The 20484-nt window shown below is 32.7% G+C and carries 22 protein-coding genes; 9 read left to right on the top strand and 13 right to left on the bottom strand.

The window, feature by feature from the left end; translation table 11 throughout:
• The first annotated feature begins 6 nt into the window (after window positions 1–6).
• Entirely contained in the window at window positions 7–696 is a 690-nt protein-coding gene (gene prfH / locus ACHRVZ_RS02485) for a peptide chain release factor H (RefSeq protein WP_395420608.1), read from the top strand.
• A 75-nt stretch (window positions 697–771) separates the two neighbouring features.
• Window positions 772–1302 (top strand): hypothetical protein, encoded by a 531-nt coding sequence (locus ACHRVZ_RS02480; RefSeq protein WP_395420607.1) that lies wholly within the window; start codon window positions 772–774, stop codon window positions 1300–1302.
• 125 nt (window positions 1303–1427) lie between these two features.
• Here ACHRVZ_RS02480 and ACHRVZ_RS02475 read toward each other — a convergent pair whose 3' ends face one another.
• The 7 genes from ACHRVZ_RS02475 to ACHRVZ_RS02445 all read right to left on the bottom strand — a co-directional run bounded on the left by ACHRVZ_RS02475 (window position 1428) and on the right by ACHRVZ_RS02445 (window position 8262).
• Window positions 1428–2174, bottom strand: a complete 747-nt coding sequence (locus ACHRVZ_RS02475; protein ID WP_395420606.1) for an acyl-[acyl-carrier-protein] thioesterase — start codon at window positions 2172–2174, stop codon at window positions 1428–1430.
• Between the two features lie 77 nt (window positions 2175–2251).
• Complete coding sequence (gene miaA / locus ACHRVZ_RS02470; protein ID WP_395420605.1) at window positions 2252–3172, bottom strand: tRNA (adenosine(37)-N6)-dimethylallyltransferase MiaA; 921 nt, start codon at window positions 3170–3172, stop codon at window positions 2252–2254.
• 157 nt (window positions 3173–3329) lie between these two features.
• The gene (locus ACHRVZ_RS02465; protein WP_395420604.1) at window positions 3330–4166 is read right to left on the bottom strand and encodes an ion transporter; all 837 of its coding nucleotides are present in this window, start codon (window positions 4164–4166) and stop codon (window positions 3330–3332) included.
• Window positions 4167–4196: 30 nt separating this feature from the next.
• On the bottom strand, window positions 4197–5558 hold the full coding sequence (locus tag ACHRVZ_RS02460) for an exonuclease domain-containing protein (RefSeq protein ID WP_395420603.1): 1362 nt from the start codon (window positions 5556–5558) through the stop codon (window positions 4197–4199).
• A 65-nt stretch (window positions 5559–5623) separates the two neighbouring features.
• On the bottom strand, window positions 5624–6301 hold the full coding sequence (locus tag ACHRVZ_RS02455) for a YggS family pyridoxal phosphate-dependent enzyme (protein WP_395420602.1): 678 nt from the start codon (window positions 6299–6301) through the stop codon (window positions 5624–5626).
• Window positions 6302–6312: 11 nt separating this feature from the next.
• Window positions 6313–7206 carry a 3-hydroxyacyl-CoA dehydrogenase family protein gene (locus ACHRVZ_RS02450; RefSeq protein WP_395420601.1) on the bottom strand — a complete coding sequence of 298 codons (894 nt, stop codon included), beginning with the start codon at window positions 7204–7206 and terminating at the stop codon, window positions 6313–6315.
• Between the two features lie 90 nt (window positions 7207–7296).
• Window positions 7297–8262, bottom strand: coding sequence for a Gfo/Idh/MocA family protein (locus ACHRVZ_RS02445; protein WP_395420599.1), 966 nt, complete (start codon window positions 8260–8262; stop codon window positions 7297–7299).
• 143 nt (window positions 8263–8405) lie between these two features.
• Between ACHRVZ_RS02445 and ACHRVZ_RS02440 the strand changes: the two genes are divergently transcribed.
• Window positions 8406–9047, top strand: a complete 642-nt coding sequence (locus ACHRVZ_RS02440; RefSeq protein WP_041518722.1) for a protein-L-isoaspartate(D-aspartate) O-methyltransferase — start codon at window positions 8406–8408, stop codon at window positions 9045–9047.
• 27 nt (window positions 9048–9074) lie between these two features.
• Here the strand turns inward: ACHRVZ_RS02440 and ACHRVZ_RS02435 are convergent, their stop codons facing one another.
• From ACHRVZ_RS02435 to smpB, 3 genes are all read right to left on the bottom strand, one after another.
• Window positions 9075–10082, bottom strand: a complete 1008-nt coding sequence (locus ACHRVZ_RS02435; RefSeq protein ID WP_395420596.1) for a helix-turn-helix domain-containing protein — start codon at window positions 10080–10082, stop codon at window positions 9075–9077.
• A gap of 94 nt (window positions 10083–10176) precedes the next feature.
• Window positions 10177–10818: a hypothetical protein gene (locus ACHRVZ_RS02430; RefSeq protein ID WP_395420594.1), complete on the bottom strand. Its 642-nt coding sequence runs from the start codon at window positions 10816–10818 to the stop codon at window positions 10177–10179.
• Between the two features lie 85 nt (window positions 10819–10903).
• Window positions 10904–11359, bottom strand: coding sequence for an SsrA-binding protein SmpB (smpB, locus tag ACHRVZ_RS02425; RefSeq protein WP_395420592.1), 456 nt, complete (start codon window positions 11357–11359; stop codon window positions 10904–10906).
• 140 nt (window positions 11360–11499) lie between these two features.
• On the opposite strand from smpB, the gene ACHRVZ_RS02420 reads away from it, so the two are divergent.
• Both ACHRVZ_RS02420 and ACHRVZ_RS02415 read left to right on the top strand, forming a co-directional pair.
• Complete coding sequence (locus ACHRVZ_RS02420) at window positions 11500–12126, top strand: outer membrane beta-barrel protein (protein ID WP_395420591.1); 627 nt, start codon at window positions 11500–11502, stop codon at window positions 12124–12126.
• A 103-nt stretch (window positions 12127–12229) separates the two neighbouring features.
• Window positions 12230–12457, top strand: coding sequence for a VF530 family DNA-binding protein (locus ACHRVZ_RS02415; protein WP_395420589.1), 228 nt, complete (start codon window positions 12230–12232; stop codon window positions 12455–12457).
• On the opposite strand, the gene ACHRVZ_RS02410 is transcribed toward ACHRVZ_RS02415, so the two are convergent.
• From ACHRVZ_RS02410 to ACHRVZ_RS02400, 3 genes are all read right to left on the bottom strand, one after another.
• Window positions 12458–13012: a DUF3575 domain-containing protein gene (locus ACHRVZ_RS02410; RefSeq protein ID WP_395420588.1), complete on the bottom strand. Its 555-nt coding sequence runs from the start codon at window positions 13010–13012 to the stop codon at window positions 12458–12460. It abuts the gene before it with no gap.
• Window positions 13013–13148: 136 nt separating this feature from the next.
• Window positions 13149–13697 carry a GNAT family N-acetyltransferase gene (locus ACHRVZ_RS02405; protein WP_395420586.1) on the bottom strand — a complete coding sequence of 183 codons (549 nt, stop codon included), beginning with the start codon at window positions 13695–13697 and terminating at the stop codon, window positions 13149–13151.
• 8 nt (window positions 13698–13705) lie between these two features.
• The gene (locus tag ACHRVZ_RS02400; RefSeq protein WP_395420584.1) at window positions 13706–14557 is read right to left on the bottom strand and encodes an aldose 1-epimerase family protein; all 852 of its coding nucleotides are present in this window, start codon (window positions 14555–14557) and stop codon (window positions 13706–13708) included.
• Window positions 14558–14742: 185 nt separating this feature from the next.
• On the opposite strand from ACHRVZ_RS02400, the gene ACHRVZ_RS02395 reads away from it, so the two are divergent.
• The 4 genes from ACHRVZ_RS02395 (at window position 14743) to argC (ending at window position 20449) form a co-directional block, all read left to right on the top strand.
• Window positions 14743–17013 (top strand): M1 family metallopeptidase, encoded by a 2271-nt coding sequence (locus tag ACHRVZ_RS02395; RefSeq protein WP_395420583.1) that lies wholly within the window; start codon window positions 14743–14745, stop codon window positions 17011–17013.
• Window positions 17014–17577: 564 nt separating this feature from the next.
• Window positions 17578–18219: a GNAT family N-acetyltransferase gene (locus ACHRVZ_RS02390; RefSeq protein ID WP_395420582.1), complete on the top strand. Its 642-nt coding sequence runs from the start codon at window positions 17578–17580 to the stop codon at window positions 18217–18219.
• A gap of 66 nt (window positions 18220–18285) precedes the next feature.
• A complete protein-coding gene (locus ACHRVZ_RS02385) occupies window positions 18286–19479 on the top strand; it encodes an argininosuccinate synthase (protein WP_395420580.1) in 1194 nt (397 codons plus the stop codon).
• Window positions 19472–20449, top strand: a complete 978-nt coding sequence (gene argC, locus ACHRVZ_RS02380) for an N-acetyl-gamma-glutamyl-phosphate reductase (protein ID WP_395420578.1) — start codon at window positions 19472–19474, stop codon at window positions 20447–20449. The genes ACHRVZ_RS02385 and argC overlap by 8 nt, the downstream gene beginning before the upstream one ends.
• Window positions 20450–20484: the final 35 nt, after the last annotated feature.

Below are 20484 nucleotides of genomic sequence, written 5' to 3'. Positions count from 1 at the left end.
ACGATAATGGAAAGAATAATTCAAATAACGGCGGGTCGCGGACCTGCAGAATGTACTTGGGTGGTTGCCCAAGTACTTAAAAAAGTTTTAGATGAAGCTCAGGTCGAAGGATTGGAAACGAATTTGCTTCAAAGAGAGGTTGGTCAGGAAAACGGAACTGTTGAGACGGCAACAATTTCTGTAAAGGGAAAAAATGCTGCAGTATTCGCTAATTTGTGGATAGGAACAATTCAATGGATTGGTCAAAGTCAGTTTAGGAAAATGCACAAACGTAAGAACTGGTTTATTGGAATTTTTGAAATTGAACCGCAGAAAAATGCGTCGATATCAGAAAATGATATTCAATACCAAGCAATGCGGAGTTCTGGAGCTGGAGGTCAACATGTCAACAAAGTGAGTTCGGCTATTAGGGCGACTCACATTCCTACCGGGATTGCGGTTGTGTCTATGGATAGCCGTTCACAACATCAAAACAAAAAACTGGCAACAGAAAGATTACTAAAAAAACTAGAAGACGAAACTTTGCAGCAACTTAAAAATCATGTTGGAAAACAATGGGAAAATCAACTGAATATTGAGCGGGGAAATCCTGTTAGAGTTTTTACCGGCTCTGATTTTAAGAAAAATAAAATTGAGAAAAGCTACAAAGAAACTCGTCAGAAATTAAAAAACGATTTACGAAATGAGCATAATTAAAAAATTGGTCGCAAAAAATAATGATGATATGCGAATTATATGTGACCCAAAAAACAATAAATATCGACACATAAAATGAAAACAATTGATAAATACCTTTTTCAGGCTTTGGACAATTATCCGTACTCGCTTGAAGAAACGATTGAATCTTTAGATTATGCTTTTTCTTATGATGCAAAAAATACCATGGTTTTGTGTTTATATGGAAGAATTCAGGCCGAACAATTATGGAATTACGAAGAAGCGAAGCACTATTTTCAGGAAGCTTTGGCAATCAATATTCATGCGCTTGAAGTTTATCCGCATTATTTGCAGACTTTGATATTAAACGAAGATTATGAAGAAGCTCAGAAGTTAATTGATTTTGCTTTAACGATAAAAGGAATAAACAAGTCGGAGATTTACGTTAAGAAAGCTATTCTTTACGAAGCGCAACAACAATTTAAAGAGGCGTTGGCAGCAATTAAAAACGCAAAACTTCGTACTTTACAGTTTGCTTTTGACTCTGATATTACTGAAGTAGAGAAAAGAATTCAAGGTAAAATAGATTTGCTTAAAAAGAAGAAAAAGAAATCTAAAAAAGATTCTAAAAAGAAATCAAATTGATTTTGATTTGTAGAAGAACGATGCGATTATGCATCGTTCTTTTTTTTTGCCACGAATTGCGCGAATTGTCACGAATTTAAATTATAAAAATCTTTGACAACAGGTTTTATTTTTTAATCTGTGGGTTATTTCCAGTGCAATTCTAAAGCAAAACAAGTTTTTTCGCCTTTTGTAATGCTGAATGTTGCAGTTGTATGATCGTCGTCTTCGCTTTCGTGAATTACGACATTATCTTTTAGTGAAAGCTCCTTCATAAAATTCATTTCGAAGCTTTTTACGTCTTGTTTTAAAATTCTTTTTGCGTCAACATGATCCAGACACCACTCTAAATATTTGACATTATTTACGTGATTTACGATATCAAGATCCGATAGATAAACTGTTTTTTCAAAAACAGCACCTTTATCGTGATTGATGTTTATTTTTGAGAAACCTTCAGTAGTTGCTCTGTTTTCAGGGAATAATTCAAAGTGTTCGTAAGGTAATGCCAGAGCTTCCGGACGACGTAATTGTGTGTTGAATACTGCCCAATAAGTTTCACAACCTACGATTTTTTTTCCGTTTACGTACATTTCTAATGCACGAACAGAACGGGAATTTTCTAAACTATTAATCCACGTTTTTACAGTTACAATATCTTGCCATTTTGGTAAAGCAATGATTTCGACACGCATTCGGCTTAAAACCCACGCTTGGTGAAATTCCTGCATGTCATAAAAACTGATGCCGCCAACTTCAGAATGCGCTGCTGCAGTTAATTGTAAAATATTACATAAATCTGTATATTTTAAAAAGCCTGTTGGAGTACATTGTGTAAAATTGATTTCCCAGTCTTTGCTTAAAACCGATGTGAAGTTAGGAGATATTGGCATTGATAATTTTAGATTTTAGATTGTTGATTTCAGATTTTTTTTAGAGAATAGAAGAAAGATGAAAGAAAATAGATTTCTTATTTTTGAATTTTTTCTATATAATCTATAATTTCTTTTCTATCTGTGGCGTAATCAAACCATTTTGTATTTTCGTTTCGTTTGAACCACGTTAACTGTCTTTTAGAGAATCGTCTCGTGTTTTTCTTGATTTCTTCTATTGCAAAAGGCAAATTGAAATCTCCATCAAAATAACTGAATAATTCTCTATATCCAACAGTTTGAAGTGCATTTAACGCTTTATTGGGATACAATACTTTTGCCTCTTCAAGTAATCCTTCGTTGATCATTATGTCAACGCGCTGGTTGATTCGGTTATAAATTACTGATCTTTCAGCATCTAAACCAATCAGAACAGGAGTGAAGTTTCTGTTGTTTCTCTTTTGGTTTAAAAAGGAAGAATATGGTTTTTGAGTTCCAATACAAACTTCTACAAAGCGCATCATTCGTTGTGGGTTTTGTAATGTCTGCGGATTTTCTAAAGTTATTTTTTGATAATAATCAGGATCTAAGTTTTGCAGTTGTTCTTGTAAATAGTTAATTCCCAGTTTTTCATAATTTGAATTTACTTCTGAACGTACTTCCGGATTAATTTCGGGAAACTCATCAAAACCTTTTAAAATAGCATCAACATATAAACCTGAACCTCCAATAAGAATTGCAAAATCATTTTTCTGAAATAATTCTTCAATCTTTGCTAGAGCTTCTTTTTCATAATCACCAACAGTATAGTTTTCGAAAATAGATTTATTTTGAATGAAATGGTGCGTAGCCGCTTGTAATTCTTCTTGATTTGGAACGGCGGTACCAATTGTCATTTCTTTAAAAAACTGACGGCTGTCGCAAGATATTATCTCGCATTTAAAATGTTGTGCCAAAGCAATACTCAAGGCTGTCTTGCCTATAGCTGTTGGTCCGACGATGGTAATTAAGTGTTTCATATTTTTTAGCCCAGATTGGAATGGAAACCCCGGACTTATAATTGTTTAGTTTTTTTGGTATAAAAGAGCGACTTTAGAAGCTCCTTTTATGCCTTAAAAAACAACAAAGATAAGGAGGAGTTGGAATGTACAGCTGGAAATTGCTCCTTAAAATTAATTATTTTGGCAATTTAGTTCCGCATTCGTAACAATATTGCGCATTATCAAAATGTACTTGTGAATTGCATTTCCGGCATATTTTTCTAGAACTTACAGCATTATTTTTTAGGCTGCTTTTTGCAAACTCGGCAGTTACAATTCCGGTAGGAACGGCTATTATTCCGTAACCTAAAATCATAACAAATGCTGCAATAAACTGACCCAATGGTGTTTGTGGAGAAATATCGCCATAGCCAACGGTTGTTAGCGTTACGATTGTCCAGTAAATTGACATTGGAATGCTCGTAAAACCGGACTCTTTGCCTTCGACCAGGTACATGACGGTGCCGATTATTATGGTGCTAATAAGCACAAAATAGATAAAAACAAGAATTTTTTCTTTACTGGCTTCGATAGCTTCTCGAAGTTGTATTGATTGATGTGAAATTTGTGGAATGTGCAATATTTTGAACAATCGGAAGAAACGCAATGCTCTTACGACAGAAAGTATACTTGCTCCCGGGAAAAATATCGATAAATACATTGGTAATACAGCAAATAAATCGATGATACCATAAAAACTTAGGGCATATTTTACCGGTTTTTGAATTGAAATGATGCGCAAAATATATTCAATTGTAAAGAATATTGTAATAATCCATTCACAGATAATCAGTTGTGTGTGGTATTTTTGGTTGATTCCCTGAACTGTTTCCATCATGATTAATAGTACACTCAGTAAAATTAAACCGAGAAGTACTAAATCGAACATTCGGCCTAAAATGGTATTTGTACCATAAAGAACGATTCTGACTTTCTCTCTGAAGATTTCGTATTTTGATTTCAGTTTTTTCATATCAGCGAAGATAATGAAAGTTTTGATGTGTTAAAAATGAAGGATTTTTAGCGATTTTGTTTTACGGATGTAATTTTGAATTATATTTTTTACATCACGGTTGTTTTGCATCGGAATTAATATGTTTCGCAGGATTTCGATATTAGTAATTTGATAGTTCAAATCATAAAAAGCGTAACCTTTGTAAATCCCATTTTCGATCAATATAGCACTTCGTTCGTTTACGTTTCGCCCTCTGTCGAGCAAAATCATGCTTTTGTTTTCGAAACTATTTTCAGATATAAGTTGTTGTACACGAGTATTGTAAATTTCTGGATTGGTTTCTCCAATACAAGCTCCGTCACATTCTTTTATTTTATATTGAAAGCATTCTTTTTTAGTTTGATACAACCCTGTCAATTTTTGACACAAATGGTATTTTGAAGTCAATTTGAATAGCGCATTTTTTCCTTCCTGTAAAGTAGCAAATGAAGTGATTTCTTTTTTTCGTCCGTCAGCTTTTTCAAGTTTTAGATTGATGTAGCCATTAGCATCTTTTTCAGCGTACAATGCATACTGAAAGATTGTTTTGCGCTGTGAGCGATTGTATCTTGGTCTGTTTATTTTTATTTCTTCGCTTTCTTTTAGCAGTGCAATAAGTTCGCTTCCGGTTTCATCATAAGTTATGGTGAAAACTTCGGCTTGTATTTTTTTGCTTTTTGTGGTAATTCCGGTAAAATGCTGATTGATCCGTTTTTTTATATTTTGACTTTTTCCAATATAAATAAGAGTTCCGGCTTCGTTATAAATATAATAAACTCCAGTTTTGGCTGGCATTTGTAATAAAAGATCTTGAAGTTTTGGAGCAATTCCTTTTTCAATTTCCAGTTTTATAAAATCTTTTACGATTGTTTTTTCTAAGTCTTTTTCTAGCAACATTTTGAACAGCTTTGTAGTCGCCATAGCATCACCGCTGGCACGATGCCTGTCTGCCATTGGAATGCCTAGTGCGCGTACCAATTTTCCTAAGCTATAAGAAGGCTGTTCCGGAATTAGTTTTTTTGCCAATTCGACGGTACAAAGAGTTCTGGCTTCAAAATTATAACCTAAACGTCTGAATTCTGTACGTAGAATTCTATAGTCAAAAGAAGCGTTGTGCGCGACAATAATACAATCTGTTGTAATTTCTATAATTCGCTTTGCGACTTCAAAAAATTTAGGCGCAGTTTGCAACATAGCATTATTTATTCCGGTTAATTTCACCACAAAAGGCTGAATCGGAATTTCGGGATTTACAAGGCTAATGAATTGATCTACTACTTCATGACCATCAAATTTATAGATGGCAATTTCAGTAATTCCTTCTTCGTTAAACTGGCCTCCAGTGGTTTCTATGTCTAGTATTGCGTACAAATTCAGTATTCAGTCTCGGTTTTTAGTAATCAGTTTAAATCTACAATCTTTATCTACAATAAGTCTTATCTTCCTCCAAAAATGCTGCTTCCAATACGAACCATTGTGCTTCCGCATTCTATTGCCAGTTGATAGTCTCCAGACATCCCCATAGAGATTGTTGAAAAATTATTTAATGTAGAGGCGCTTTGCAGTGCGTCTTTTTGTTTCTGGATCGAATCAAAAATAGATTTTAAATATTTAAATTCTTTTTTTATCTGGTTTTGATCTTCAGTAAAAGTTGCCATTCCCATCAATCCTAAGATACGAATGTTTTTCATTTCTTTAAAGTCGGATGAAGAAATAAGTGCATTTAATTCATTTTCATCTAAACCAAATTTTGTTTCTTCTTCGGCGATGTGAATTTGAAGTAAGCAATCAATAATTCTATCGTTTTTTAAAGCTTGTTTGTTAATTTCCTGCAATAGTTTCAAACTATCAACGCCATGAATTAAACTTACAAACGGAGCCATAAACTTGACTTTATTTGACTGAACATGACCAATCATATGCCATTGAATGTCTTTTGGCATTTGTTCGTATTTTTCAGTCATTTCCTGGATTTTGTTTTCTCCAAAAATACGTTGGCCTGCTTCGTAGGCTTGCGTTAAGTCTGAAACAGGCTTGGTTTTTGAAACGGCAACTAATGTTACATGTTCAGGCAAACTTGCTTTAATAGTATTTAAATTCGATTGAATCGACATGATATTTCTTTTTATGAAAGAATAAATTGCTTAGAGATTTTCTCTGCTTTTTTACTTTCGCTATAATCATAAAAACCTTCTCCAGATTTTACACCTAATTTTCCAGCTCTAACCATATTTACCAATAATGGGCAAGGAGCGTATTTTGGGTTCTTGAAACCTTCGTACATGACATTTAAAATTGCAAGACAAACATCAAGCCCAATAAAATCAGCTAGTTGAAGTGGCCCCATTGGGTGTCCCATTCCTAATTTCATCACAGTATCAATCTCGTAAACTCCGGCTACTTTATTATATAATGTTTCGATTGCTTCATTTAGCATTGGCATCAAAATTCTGTTAGCAACAAAACCAGGATAATCGTTTACTTCAACAGGAGTTTTTCCTAATTTTTCAGATAAATCCATGATAATTTTAGTGACTTCATCGCTGGTATTGTAACCGCGAATGATTTCGACTAGTTTCATAATTGGCACCGGATTCATAAAATGCATTCCGATAACTCTTTCAGGATGTGCAACTACAGCTCCAATTTGTGTAATCGATATTGAAGATGTATTCGTTGCTAAAATGGTATTGTGAGAACAAACTTCATTTAATTGTTTGAAAATATTCAATTTTAATTCAACATTTTCTGTTGCAGCTTCAACTACTAAATCAACGCCAACGACACCGTCTTTTATATCAGTATACGTAATAATATTGGTAATAGTTTTAGCAACTTCTTCTTGAGTAATCGTTCCTTTAGACAACATTCGATCTAAATTAGCGGCAATAGTTGCCATTCCTTTGTCTAATGATTTTTCAGAAACGTCAATCAGTTTTACAACAAAACCACTTTGTGCAAATGTATGAGCAATTCCGTTACCCATTGTTCCTGCACCAATTACAGCTATAGTTTTCATTTAATTTTGGTATTTGAATTTTAAAAGTTAAGGTTTAAAGCTCCTTTGAAGTACGCCTTAAACCTTAAAAATAATGAGTTTATTTTTTATTTATTTTTCGAAACAATCGATGATTTGATAAGCTACTCGTAAAGCATCTGTTGCTTGTTCAAGTGTCACAACTGGAGTTGTATCTGTTTTTATTGCATTTGCAAATGACTCTAATTCATCTAGAATAGCGTTATTTTGCTCAACATCAGGATTTGTAAAATAGATTTGTTTTTTTACACCTTCGGCATTTTGCAGAATCATATCAAAATCTCCAGGGATTTCTGGAGCGTCTTTCATGCGAACTACTTCACATCTTTTTTCTAAAAAGTCAACTGAAATATAAGCGTCTTTTTGAAAAAAACGTGTCTTACGCATGTTTTTCATCGAAATTCTGCTTGCTGTTAAGTTTGCAACACAACCATTTTCAAATTCAATTCTTGCATTTGCAATATCCGGTGTATCGCTTATAACTGAAACTCCACTTGCATGAATATCTTTTACTTTTGAATGAACAACACTCAAAATTGCATCAATATCATGAATCATTAAATCCAGAACTACTGGAACATCTGTACCACGAGGATTAAACTCGGCCAAACGGTGTGTTTCTATAAACATTGGATTTTCGATCATGTTTTTTGTAGCGATAAACGCTGGGTTAAAGCGCTCAACATGACCCACCTGACCTTTTACGTTGTATTCTTTTGCTAAAGCGATAATTTCTTCAGCTTCTTCAACAGTATTGGCAATTGGCTTTTCTATAAAGATATGTTTTCCTGATTTAATGGCTACTTTAGCACATTTATAATGAGAAAGTGTTGGTGTTACAATATCAATTACATCCACAGCGTGGATTAATTTTGCAATAGTATTAAAGTTTTTATAGCCAAACTCTTTTGAAATTCTTTCGGCATTTTCTTGATTTTCGTCGTAAAATCCAACTAATTCGTATTTGTCAGATTGTTGTAATAAGCGTAAATGTATTTTACCAAGATGACCAGCACCTAAAACTCCTACTTTTAACATGAGAATGTATTTTAAACAAAAATATAATTTATTTGTTGAAAGTAAAAGTTAATGCAATAAAGATTTAGCGATTTAATAATTAAAAATCAATATTTGATTTACTGTTTTGTTTCTTATTTTTGCAAAAATAAAACCTACCCATTTTGAAAGACACTGCCAAACATCAAGGACTTCGTAATCAATTAGTAAGCACTTTAGAGCAAAAAGGAATTACTGATAGAGCAGTCTTGGATGCGATAAAAAAAATCCCAAGACACCTTTTTTTGAATTCAAGTTTTGAAGATTACGCTTATCAGGATAAGGCTTTTCCTATAGGAGCTGGCCAAACGATCTCTCAGCCGTACACCGTTGCTTTTCAGTCGCAATTGTTAGAAGTTAAAAAAGAGCATAAAATTCTTGAAATTGGTACCGGTTCTGGGTATCAAACCGCTGTTTTGTGTATGTTGGGAGCTAAAGTTTTTAGTGTCGAAAGACAAAATGAGTTGTTTAAAACAACCTCAAATTTGTTTCCGAAATTAAATATTCGCCCAAAACATTTGTCTTTTGGAGACGGCTATAAAGGTTTACCAAGTTACGCGCCTTTTGATAGTATTATTGTTACTGCTGGTGCTCCGTTTATTCCGCAGCCTTTAATGGCACAGCTTAAAATAGGAGGAAGGCTTGTTATACCGCTTGGGGAAGATGTTCAGATTATGACCTTATTAATTCGAAAAAATGAAACGCAATTTGAGAAACATGAGTTTGGAGAATTTCGATTTGTTCCTTTGTTAGAAGATAAAAATTAGCAGAAAAGCCCATTTAGTTGGGCTTTTTTATTTAGAAACTAGTTCGATCGCTCGAATTAGGTTTTCTTTTTCAATTCGAAGAATATAATTTATAAAATACGACTTATCGCTTTTATTCTGGCATTCTTCTAAAACAGACAAATATTCGTTTATATTAGTTTCATTTCCTTGTATTGTGGCAAAAACATAACCGTTTTGCAGTAAAATCCAATTCATTAATAAGTTCGCAATTTGCACATTTCCATTCTCAAAAGGTGTTATGGTCATGATTTTGAGATGTGCTTCAGATGCTAATAGTATCGGATGTAAATTGTTTTTGTTGGCTTCATACCAATTAAAAAACAAGTTCATTTCGCGAATAATCAATGAGTCATTTTTGTATTTCCCTGAATTTTCGGGCTTTATTCCTCTCAGAATTAAACTATGAATTAGGAAAAATTCCTTTTCAGTTACTGAAACTTTTTTTTGATTTAAATCTTTGATGTAACCAATGGCTTCCTGAAGATTTACAGCTTCAAGATGTTCGTGCATACTTTTACCGGAAATGGTTAATCCTTCATTAATAACAGATTTAGTTTCTTGAAGGGTTAAAGAATTTCCGTTTAAACGATTGCTTTCTGAAATAAATTCTAACTCTAAAATTTTTGATATTCGATGCAAATCAAAATGTTGAAATGATATTATTTGATTTTTTAATCTTTCTATTTCATCCAAAATAGATTGCATGCTTGATAAAACAGCTGAATTTGCAATTTTTTTGTTATTCTGTATTTCCTGTTCAACCAGAAGTAAAGCTTTTAACGCAAATTCTTCTTCGCCAATTTCGTAAAGTATTTTTTCCTTTAGCCACGTAATCATCAAGGTTTCGTAGTCAATTTCTAAGAGCTGAGAGAGTTTTATTATTTGATCCTTAGTTGGTCTTCTTGTTCCGGATTCAAATTTGCTTATCAATGCCTGATCAATACTGAGAATTTGTGCCACTTCTCGGGTTTTTAGTCCTTTTTGTTCTCTGGCATTTTTAAGAAGTGATTTCATTTTAATAATTGTTCTATATTGTCTTGACTAAAATAGTCATAATATTGTCAATAAAAAAAAGCAATATTTAAATGATATTGCTTTTTGAGATATTTTATTTTGGAGGAAGTGAGCCGTCTTTTCTCATTTCTTTTATAACTGCTTCCATGATGGCATCTACAGTTGAACCTAAATCATTAACATATTCAGATTTTGTAGTTCCTGTCCAAATTAATTTATTTTCTTTTAAAGAAAAAACATTGGTTTCTACCATATAGGAAGTGGTTTCCTGATAGTACCCCGGATCATAAAAGTATGGAGAATACATTCCGTACCAGTTTCCAAAACCATAACCATACATTCCGGCATATAAACCATCAAATCCACCATAGTACATTCCTGTATAAGATCCTGGAACATAGTTGTTTTCTTTTTCTTTACTCACTAATCGCATTGTAACTACTCCATCAAAGTTCTCATCTTGCAGTATTTTTAATTTTTGCTCTTGAGTAAGTTGTTTTGTAGTTTCGTTTAAATATTGATATGATGTTTTAAAAATAGGATTACTAGCAGCGATTCTATTTTCGGCAGTTCTTCTAGATGCTTCATCTTTTACTAATGCAACAACCAAAACTTTTTTGAAATGTTCCTGCGCAACTGTTATATTAGGATCTCTCCAACTATTAACAATAGTGGTGTTACTACCACAGCTTGAAAGTGCTAGAACGGCGATGAACAAAATTAAGTACTTTTTCATATTTTAAAGTTAAATTATTTGTAGTAAAAATAACAATAAAATATTAATAAATACTTCTTTGGTAGAAATTTAGAAAGATATACTTTTAGTTATATGCTTTTTTAATTCGGTCTAAATCACGTTTAGTGTCCTGTTCCTTCAAAGATTCACGTTTGTCGTAATTTTTCTTTCCTTTACAAAGACCAATTTGCAGTTTTGCAAGACCTTTTTCGTTGGTGAATAATTTCAACGGAACAATAGTAAGTCCTTTTGCCTGAACACTTTTATGAAGTGATTTTAGCTCTTTTTTATTTAAAAGTAGTTTTCTTTCGCTTCTGGCTTTATGATTGAACTGATTACCAAAAGAATACTCTTCTATATAGGTATTAATGGCAAAAAGTTCAAGGTTGTTGAATTCACAAAAGCTCTCCGTGATATTAGCTTTCCCTAACCGAATCGATTTTATTTCGGTTCCGGTTAATACAATTCCAGCAGTATAAGTATCGATTATCTCATAATCAAACCGAGCTCTCTTATTAAGTATATTGACTGTTTTTAACATAAGTGCAAATGTAAACAAAATTGAAAAACTTTGACGCAATCAAAGATAATTAAAGATTTTTTTTAATCTATGATTTATATCATTCTTACAGAAAAAGCTTACCTATATTTTTGTTAAATAATTTATAAATAAAATAAAAAATGAAAAAAATTTTAACATTTATTAGTGTTGTATTAGTTGGTTTGACAGCGCAAGCTCAAGATTCTAATCAAGGTTTAAAAGGTGCATGGTTTGCAACATCTCAATTTGGTTATCAACAAACAAAAACTGGAGATGTCAAAAACACAAATTTATCCGTAATACCAATTGTTGGTACATTTGTGACTCCATCGGTTGCTGTTGGAGCTGGCCTGGGTTATATTAACATGAAATCAGATCCAGGTGTAGGAGTTGGAGAAAAAACAGATTTATTTGTAATTCAACCATTGGCAAGAAAGTATTGGAATGTTGCAGGTTCTCTTTATTTCTTTGGACAAGCTGCTTTGCCGGTTATTGCAGGTAAACAAAAAGAAAGTGGTACAAAAATAAACCAGTTTGGCCTGTCTGTATCAGGAGGTTTTGATTATTTTGTCACTAAAAACTTCTCAGTAGAGTTCTCTTATGATTTAGCGAATTTTACATCAACTACAATTGATCCAAAAAACGGAGATAAAACTACTGTTACTAATTTTGGATTAGCACATATGGCAAATGTTGATTCAGCTTATTTAGTAGGTGGTTCAAATTTAACAACTCCACTTGCTGTAGGATTTAAATTTATATTCTAGATACTTGTAGGTTGATTTGATTTCAATTTGCTAATTTTGAAAAAAAAGACCGTACTTTTTTGAAAGTACGGTCTTTTTAATATTATTGTAAAAAAAAAATAAAATGCAAAATCAATCGAAAGATCCTTTACATGGAATTACACTTCAAAAAATACTTGAATTATTAGTGGATCATTATGGTTTTGATACTTTGGCAGTATTGATCCCGATAAAATGTTTTACTTCAAATCCAAGTATAAAATCTAGTTTAACTTTTTTAAGAAAAACCGATTGGGCACGAAAAAAAGTTGAAGATTTATATGTAAAATCGCTGCCTAAATTTGCGAAATAATTATAATTTATAAGAAATCATTACGCCACCACGGTATGGAAGCCATTCGCCACTTTTGTTCCAATTTGGAGCTTTTTCGTATCTTCCAGGTGTTCCATCATTGTAATAACCATGATAAAAGCCTTGATGCCAACCTCCTCCGGCAAAAACATCTAATAAGAATTTATCACTTAATTTAATGTTGTATCCAACGGTAACGCCTAAGCGGTAACCAAAACCATGTTCGTATTTGTTTGTATCCCAATAATTCCATTTTTGTATTTTGTATACATCTGGGCCTGCATGACCTCCAACATAAAATCCATTGTATTTTTCTTTAAAATGGTAGCGAACTTCAGGGGTTAAAGTATAAAATTCCATAGGGCTGTGACCATCAAAAGACTGCCAAAAAGAAGCCATTACATCAACACTAAAGGTCATTTTCTCTCCAATGCTTGTTTCTATACCTACGTTAGGTACGGCAAGTAATGCTGTTGCGGCATTAAATTTAATAAATGTCTGGCTCTGAGATTGAAACGAAAAGAAAAGAACTGTAATTATAAAAATCTTTTTCATGAATAGGGGTTTCGTGGTATTAGAATAAAGTTGTAGTACTTAATTCGCTTGCAAATATAACGTAAACCACTAATTACTATTGTTTGATAACTTTATTTTAACAAGAAGTTTTTCTTAAGTTTAATGCTTGTTTTGCTTACTTGTTTAATAATGAGTAAACTACATTGTCAAGGAACCGTCCGTCGTAAAATTCAGATTCTTTAAAATGTGCCTCTTTAACAAAACCACATTTTTGTAGTACTTTTTCTGATGCAAAATTTTCAGGATCAATTACCGCTTCAATTGAATGGAGTTTTAAATCATTAAATCCGTAGGTAATCAACTTGTTTACAGCCTCCGGAACGATTCCTTTTCCATGAAATTCAGGTAATAATATATAGCCAATTTCGGCACGGTAATTTTGAGGCTGCATTCTGTAAAAGCCTATAATACCAAGTAATCTTGGATTGTCTTTTAATGAAATTCCCCAATTGATTCCAATATTTGTAACTATTTTATCCTCAATCATAACAATATGTTCCAGCGCATCTTCGGTGGTTTTTGCCAATGGTCTCGGAATATATTTCATTGTTTCCGGATTCGAACGTAATTCGAAAACTTCATTTACGTCATCGTTTGTTATTCGTCTTAAAAGCAAACGTTCTGTTTCTATTACAGGAAATGGAGTAAAGTTAAATTCTAGCATTTTTTTAATTATAATATTTTGATACTAAACTTCGAGTTAAAAACTTGGTCTGTATTTAAAACCAAAATCCCTTCTTTTTCAAATAAATCGCCTGAGTTTTCGGCTGTGTCGGAGTAGCCCAACCAAGGTTCTACACAAATAAATGGAGCTTGATCTTTAGTCCAAAGTCCAAGACTAGGAAAATCTTCAAAATCAACTTTAATATAAGGTTTTGAGTTTTCGAGAATGGTTAGTGAATTCGATTCTAATGTTTTAAAAATTAAAGCGTCATTTTCGAACAATTTATAATTTAATGGAATCAAATTATTATTGGTTTCTAAAACTTTAGTTTTGTTAGAAATCAGATCATTTTCTAAAAGATAATATTTTAGAGTTTCCTCTTTTTCAAATTCAAAAGCATAATTTTCAAAACTTTCAGGTAAAGCTATTGCCGGATGAGCTCCTATTGAAAATGGCATTTTGCCTTCGCTTTTGTTAATTACTTTGTATTCGATATCTAAAGCTGATTCCTTTAAAGTATAAATAAGCTGCAATTCAAATTCAAAAGGATATTTTTTTAAGGTTTCTTCATTAGATTGCAATGAAAAAGTAGCGCTATTTTCAGTTTTATCAATTAATTGAAATTCCATATCACGTGCAAAACCATGTCTTGGTAAGTGATATTCTTTTTTGTTAATTGTATAAGTGTTGTTTTTTAAAGTTCCAACAATCGGGAAAAGAATAGGAGAGTGTTTCCCCCAGAAATTAGAGTCGCCTTCCCAAATGTATTCTTTGTTTAAATTATCTTTTAAAGAAGATAATTCGGCTCCAGAATGCTTTATAGTTGCTTTTAGTGTTGAATTTGAGATGGTTGTGTTCAAAATAGTATTGTTGAAATGAATTAGTTTTATATTGATGTAAATATATTTTATAAATTTTATTTTTTTAAGAAAATGGCTTAAAATATTTTTTTAATAAAATTTTGCTAATTTTTAATTTATCATTCCGCTTTTCTCTGTAAATAGCTTTTTTTTTCATTAATTTGCTACATAAACAGCTAAAAAATATGAAAATACAATCTTCAAGAGCCTTATTAACCATGGCTTTATTTGTTGGAATTTCTTCTGTTTGGGCACAACAAACGCCTGCAACAACAGCGGTAAATCCAGTTAATAATTATAATTATCATGATGCTTTTGCACCAAATTTTTACACAAAAAACGGAACATCGACGCGTTCTGCGAGCGGTCAGCCAGGTGTTGAATACTGGCAAAACAGAGCAGATTATCAGATAACTGCAAAACTAAACGCTACAACAAATGAAATTGTTGGGACAGACGAAATTACCTATACTAATAATAGTCCTGATAAATTATCATTTGTTTGGTTGAATTTAGATCAGAATTTATTCAAAGAAGATTCAAGAGGAAATGCGGTTGTACCTTTAACAGGAAGTCGTAACGGTGCTCAAGGTCAGGTTTTTGATGGAGGAAATAAAATAAAATCAGTTAAGGTAATTTCTGTTGGAAAGAAAAAAACTGAAATTGAAGCGAAATATGTAATTACTGACACTAGAATGCAAATATTTCTTCCTGAAGCATTAGCGTCAAAAGGAGGAGCTGTAAAAATCAAAATTGAGTTCTCTTTTTTGGCTCCTTTTGAAGGGTCAGACAGAATGGGAGTTTTAGAAACTAAAAACGGTAAAATTTTCACTATTGCACAGTGGTACCCGCGTATGTGTGTGTATGATGATGTGAGAGGTTGGAATACCGCGCCTTATTTAGGAGCTTCTGAGTTTTATTTAGAATATGGTAATTTTGATGTAAAACTTACTGTTCCGGCTAATCATTATGTTGTAGGATCTGGAGAATTGTTAAATGGAGCTGAAGTATTACCTGCGGAACAATTTAAGCGATATAAAGAAGCTTCTCAAAGCGATAAAACAATTATGATTCGTTCTGCAGAAGAGGTTGCTGCAGCAGCAAAAACAAATGCTACCGGTGAAAAAACATGGCATTATCAAATAAAAAATGCTCGTGATTTTTCTTGGGCATCATCTGCAGCTTTTGTTTTAGATGGAGCAAAGATTAATTTACCAAGTGGTAAAAAATCATTGGCATTATCTGCTTACCCAGTTGAAAGTGCTGGTGAAGGTGCTTACGGACGCTCTACAGAATACGTAAAAGCTGCTATCGAAAATTATTCTAAAAGATGGTTTGAATATCCTTATCCAGCAGCTACAAACGTAGCAGGAAATGAAGGAGGAATGGAATATCCGGGAATTGTTTTCTGTAGTTGGGAATCAAAAGGACAAGATTTATGGGGAGTTACAGACCACGAATTTGGACACATTTGGTTTCCAATGATTGTTGGTTCAAACGAAAGATTATTTGCATGGATGGACGAAGGTTTTAATACTTTTATTAATTCATTGAGTACAGCAGAATTTAATAATGGTGAATATAAAGAAGAGCCTACAGATCTACATAAAGGTGCTGAGTCATTTACTCGACCTGATTTAGAAACTATAATGAGTTCTCCTGATAATATGAAGGAAGCTAATATTGGTATGTTGTGTTATTTTAAACCAAGTTCAGGTTTGATTATTTTAAGAGAGCAAATTTTAGGAAAAGAGCGTTTTGATGCTGCTTTCCGCACTTATATTGAGCGTTGGGCATATAAACACCCTCAGCCAGACGACTTTTTCAGGTCTATGGAAAATGTAGCTGGCGAAGATTTAAGCTGGTTTTGGAGAAGTTGGTACGTAAACAATTGGAGATTCGATCAAGGTATAAATTCAATTAAATATGTGAAAAATGATCCTTCAAAAGGAGTCGTAATTACAGTTGAAAATTTTGATAAAATGCCAATGCCAATCATTTTGGATGTTAAAACTAAAAGCGGAAAAGTTGAAAGAGTTAAACTTCCTGTAGAGATTTGGCAAAGAAATAATGTATGGTCTTTCAAGCATAATTCTACTGAAGAAATTGAAAGTATTACACTTGATCCTGATCATGTTTTTCCAGATAATAATGCAACGAATAATGTGTGGACAGCGGGAAACGGTAAGGTAGAAAAAGACGTAGTGTTAGATGGCTATTTAGGGACTTTTTCTACAACCAAAGCACCCTTGAAAATTGATTTTACAGAGAAAAACAGTACGTTGTATGTTGAAATCACAAACTTTCCTAAGTTTTCTGTTGCTCCCGTAGCAAATGAAAAAGATACATTTCAATCAACAAGTGCAGGATTAAAATTTAAATTTAACGAAGCAAAAACAGGTTTTGATATGATTATTTTAGGAAATGGAGATACAATTCCGTTTACAAGAAAATAAAAACTAAAACAGTAATGTATTTAGAACCCGATAGTTATTTTTAGCTATCGGGTTTTTCTTTTTGTTTCAGGTTTCAAGTTTCAAGTTTCAGTTTTTTGAAAATGTTCAATCTTTAAAAGTTTCAAACCTAAAAACCTAAAACCTCAGAACCTTTGTGTCTTTAAAAACAACATTTCATTAAAAAAATGTTAGAATTTTAATTTTTTGCTTTGCGAATTAAAAAATAGTGTACTTTTGCACCAATGAATAAAATAAGTTTACATATAACTTCTTTGTCACGGACAAACTCTCCTGTAACTTCTCCCGAAGTACGGATACTATCTCTATAGTATTCACAGAGTTTTTCGCCGCGTATTTATTTATATTCATTTTTCATTTTGAAATCACATAATTTGTCCATTGGACAAACATATCCTAAAAGTATATATTATTTTTTAAATTTTCTTAATCAAGTTTTTGATTTTGAGAATGTTACTTCTATTATGTCTATTTTTGCGGTATTGATTTCTGGATTTCAAACTAAACAATACGTTTTAATTTTTAACTCTAACTTCAACTATTGAAATGAAAATCTCTATTGTTGTTACTCAGGAAGAACACTTCAAATTCGCACAGGAAATTTGCGATACTATAGAATCATCTGCCTTGTTAAGAGGTACAGGGATTGCTAAAAGAACTCCTGAATACATTCAGAAAAAAATGTCGAACGGTGATGCGATGATTGCTTTAGCAGATGGAAAATTTGCAGGTTTTTGTTATATCGAAAGTTGGCAGCACGGAAAATTCGTGGCACATTCTGGTTTAATTGTACATCCGGATTATAGAAGTTTAGGTTTGGCTAAAAAGATCAAATCAAAAGTTTTTGATTACTCTCTAAAAAGATATCCAGACGCAAAAATATTTGGTATTACAACCGGTTTGGCTGTAATGAAAATCAATTCTGATTTAGGATATAAACCAGTACCATTCTCTGAACTTACGACTGATCCAAGCTTTTGGTCGGGTTGTAAAACCTGTACAAATTACGAAATTCTAAAAAGTAAAGACAACAAAATGTGTCTTTGCACCGGAATGCTGTATGACCCGAAAGAAAAACAAAAAGATCCGCCAAGACATCCTTTTAACGAAGCTGTTTTAAGCAGATTAAAAAAAATAAAACAAGCTTTATTCTTAAATAAAATAATGTCTTTCGGCTTTTTATCTTAAGAATTTAAATTAAAAAAGAAATCTCAAACTTGCTACATACGAAAGTATTAGCCTAAATTATAAAAAATGAAAAAAGTTGTATTAGCTTATAGTGGAGGATTAGATACCTCGTATTGTTTGAAATATTTAAAAAATGAGAAAGGATACGAAGTTCACACCGTACTAGTAGATACAGGAGGATTTGATGCTGAAGAATTATCGGCAATCGAAAAAAGAGCTTACGAATTAGGAAGTGCACAACACGCCAACCTTACAATCGTAGATAAATATTATGATAAAGCCATAAAATATTTGATTTTCGGAAACGTATTAAAAAACAATACTTATCCGTTATCAGTAAGTGCAGAGCGTGTTTTCCAGGCAATTGAAGCAATTAAATATGCTAAAAAAGTAGGAGCAAGCGCGATCGCACACGGAAGTACAGGTGCAGGAAATGATCAAATTCGTTTTGATTTGATTTTTCAAACCATTGCTCCGGAAATTGAAATTATTACTCCTATTAGAGATTTAAAACTTTCAAGACAGGAAGAAGTAGATTATTTAGCTCAAAACGGAGTTCATTATTCTTGGGAAAAAGCACAATATTCTATCAATAAAGGACTTTGGGGAACTAGTGTTGGAGGAAAAGAAACTTTAACTTCAAGTCAGCCATTACCAAGTGAAGCTTATCCTTCGCAATTGCAAAAAAATGGTGAAGAAAAAGTGACTTTACATTTTGAACAAGGAGAATTAGTTGGAATAAACGGTAAAACAGATAAACCATCTAATAATATTGTAGCACTTGAAAAGCTGGCAAATGCTTATGCAATTGGCAGAGATATTCACGTAGGTGATACTATTATCGGAATTAAAGGAAGAGTTGGTTTTGAGGCTGCTGCACCATTAATTATCATAAAAGCACACCATTTATTAGAGAAACATACTCTTGGTAAATGGCAACAATACTGGAAAGAACAGTTAGGAAACTGGTACGGAATGTTATTTCACGAAGGTCAGTTTTTAGATCCAGTAATGAGAAACATTGAAACTTTCTTGCAAGACACACAAAAAACAGTAAATGGTATTGTAACCGTTTCTCTAAAACCATATCATTTTTCGCTTGACGGAATCGAATCAGCTAATGATTTAATGAATACAGGTTTTGGTCAATACGGAGAAATGAACAACGCATGGACATCTGACGATGCAAAAGGATTTATTAAAATTCTTGGAAATGCGCAAAATATATTTTCATCTGTAAATCATCTAGATCATGATTAATGTCGGAATAATTGGTGGTTCGGGCTATACGGCTGGAGAACTTATCAGAATCTTAATGTATCATCCCAATGTAAACATCGATTTTGTTTACAGTACAACAAACGCTGGTAAACCACTTTCTGTAGCGCACCATGATTTGATGGGGGATATCGAAATGAATTTTACCGATGTTGTAAATCCTAACGTAAATGTTGTTTTTTTATGTCTGGGTCACGGAAAATCAATTTCATTTTTGAAAGAAAATCAGTTTGCAAGTCATACTAAAATCATCGATTTAGGAAATGATTTCAGATTGAATAAAGATGCTCATTTTGAAGGGAAAGATTTTGTTTACGGTTTACCGGAATTGAATAAAGCGGATATCAAAAAGGCAAATTATATCGCAAATCCAGGTTGTTTTGCAACCGCGATTCAATTAGCATTATTGCCTTTGGCAAAGCATGATTTGTTGAATAACGATGTTCATATTAATGCAACAACCGGAAGTACCGGAGCAGGAGTTGGACTTGCCGAAACTTCACATTTTAGTTGGAGAAACAATAATATGTCGCATTACAAAGCTTTTGAACACCAACATTTAGGAGAAATCTCAGAAAGTTTAGTTCAGTTGCAGGATGATTTTGAAAGTGAATTGCTTTTTGTTCCAAATAGAGGAGATTTTCCGAGAGGAATTTTCGCGACATTATATACACTTTCAGATGAAAGTCTGGAGCAAACCGTTGCTAAATATCAAGAGTTTTATAAAAACGAACCGTTTGTAACCGTTACAACGACGAACATCAATATGAAACAAGTTGTTCAAACCAACAAATGTATCATTAGTTTATTGAAAAAAGGAAACCGGATTTTAATCACTTCTATCATTGATAACTTAACCAAAGGTGCTTCAGGACAAGCGATTCAAAATATGAATTTAATGTTCGGATTAGAAGAAACCACCGGTTTACATTTGAAACCAAGCGGATTTTAGGAAAAAGTTGTTTCAGGTTTCAGGTTTCAAGTTTC

This window comes from Flavobacterium sp. FlaQc-57 (assembly GCF_044007395.1).
In the GTDB taxonomy this organism is placed as follows: Bacteria; Bacteroidota; Bacteroidia; order Flavobacteriales; family Flavobacteriaceae; genus Flavobacterium.
Note: the sequence above shows the minus strand (reverse complement) of the source record. Positions and strands in the feature narration are given on the sequence as shown.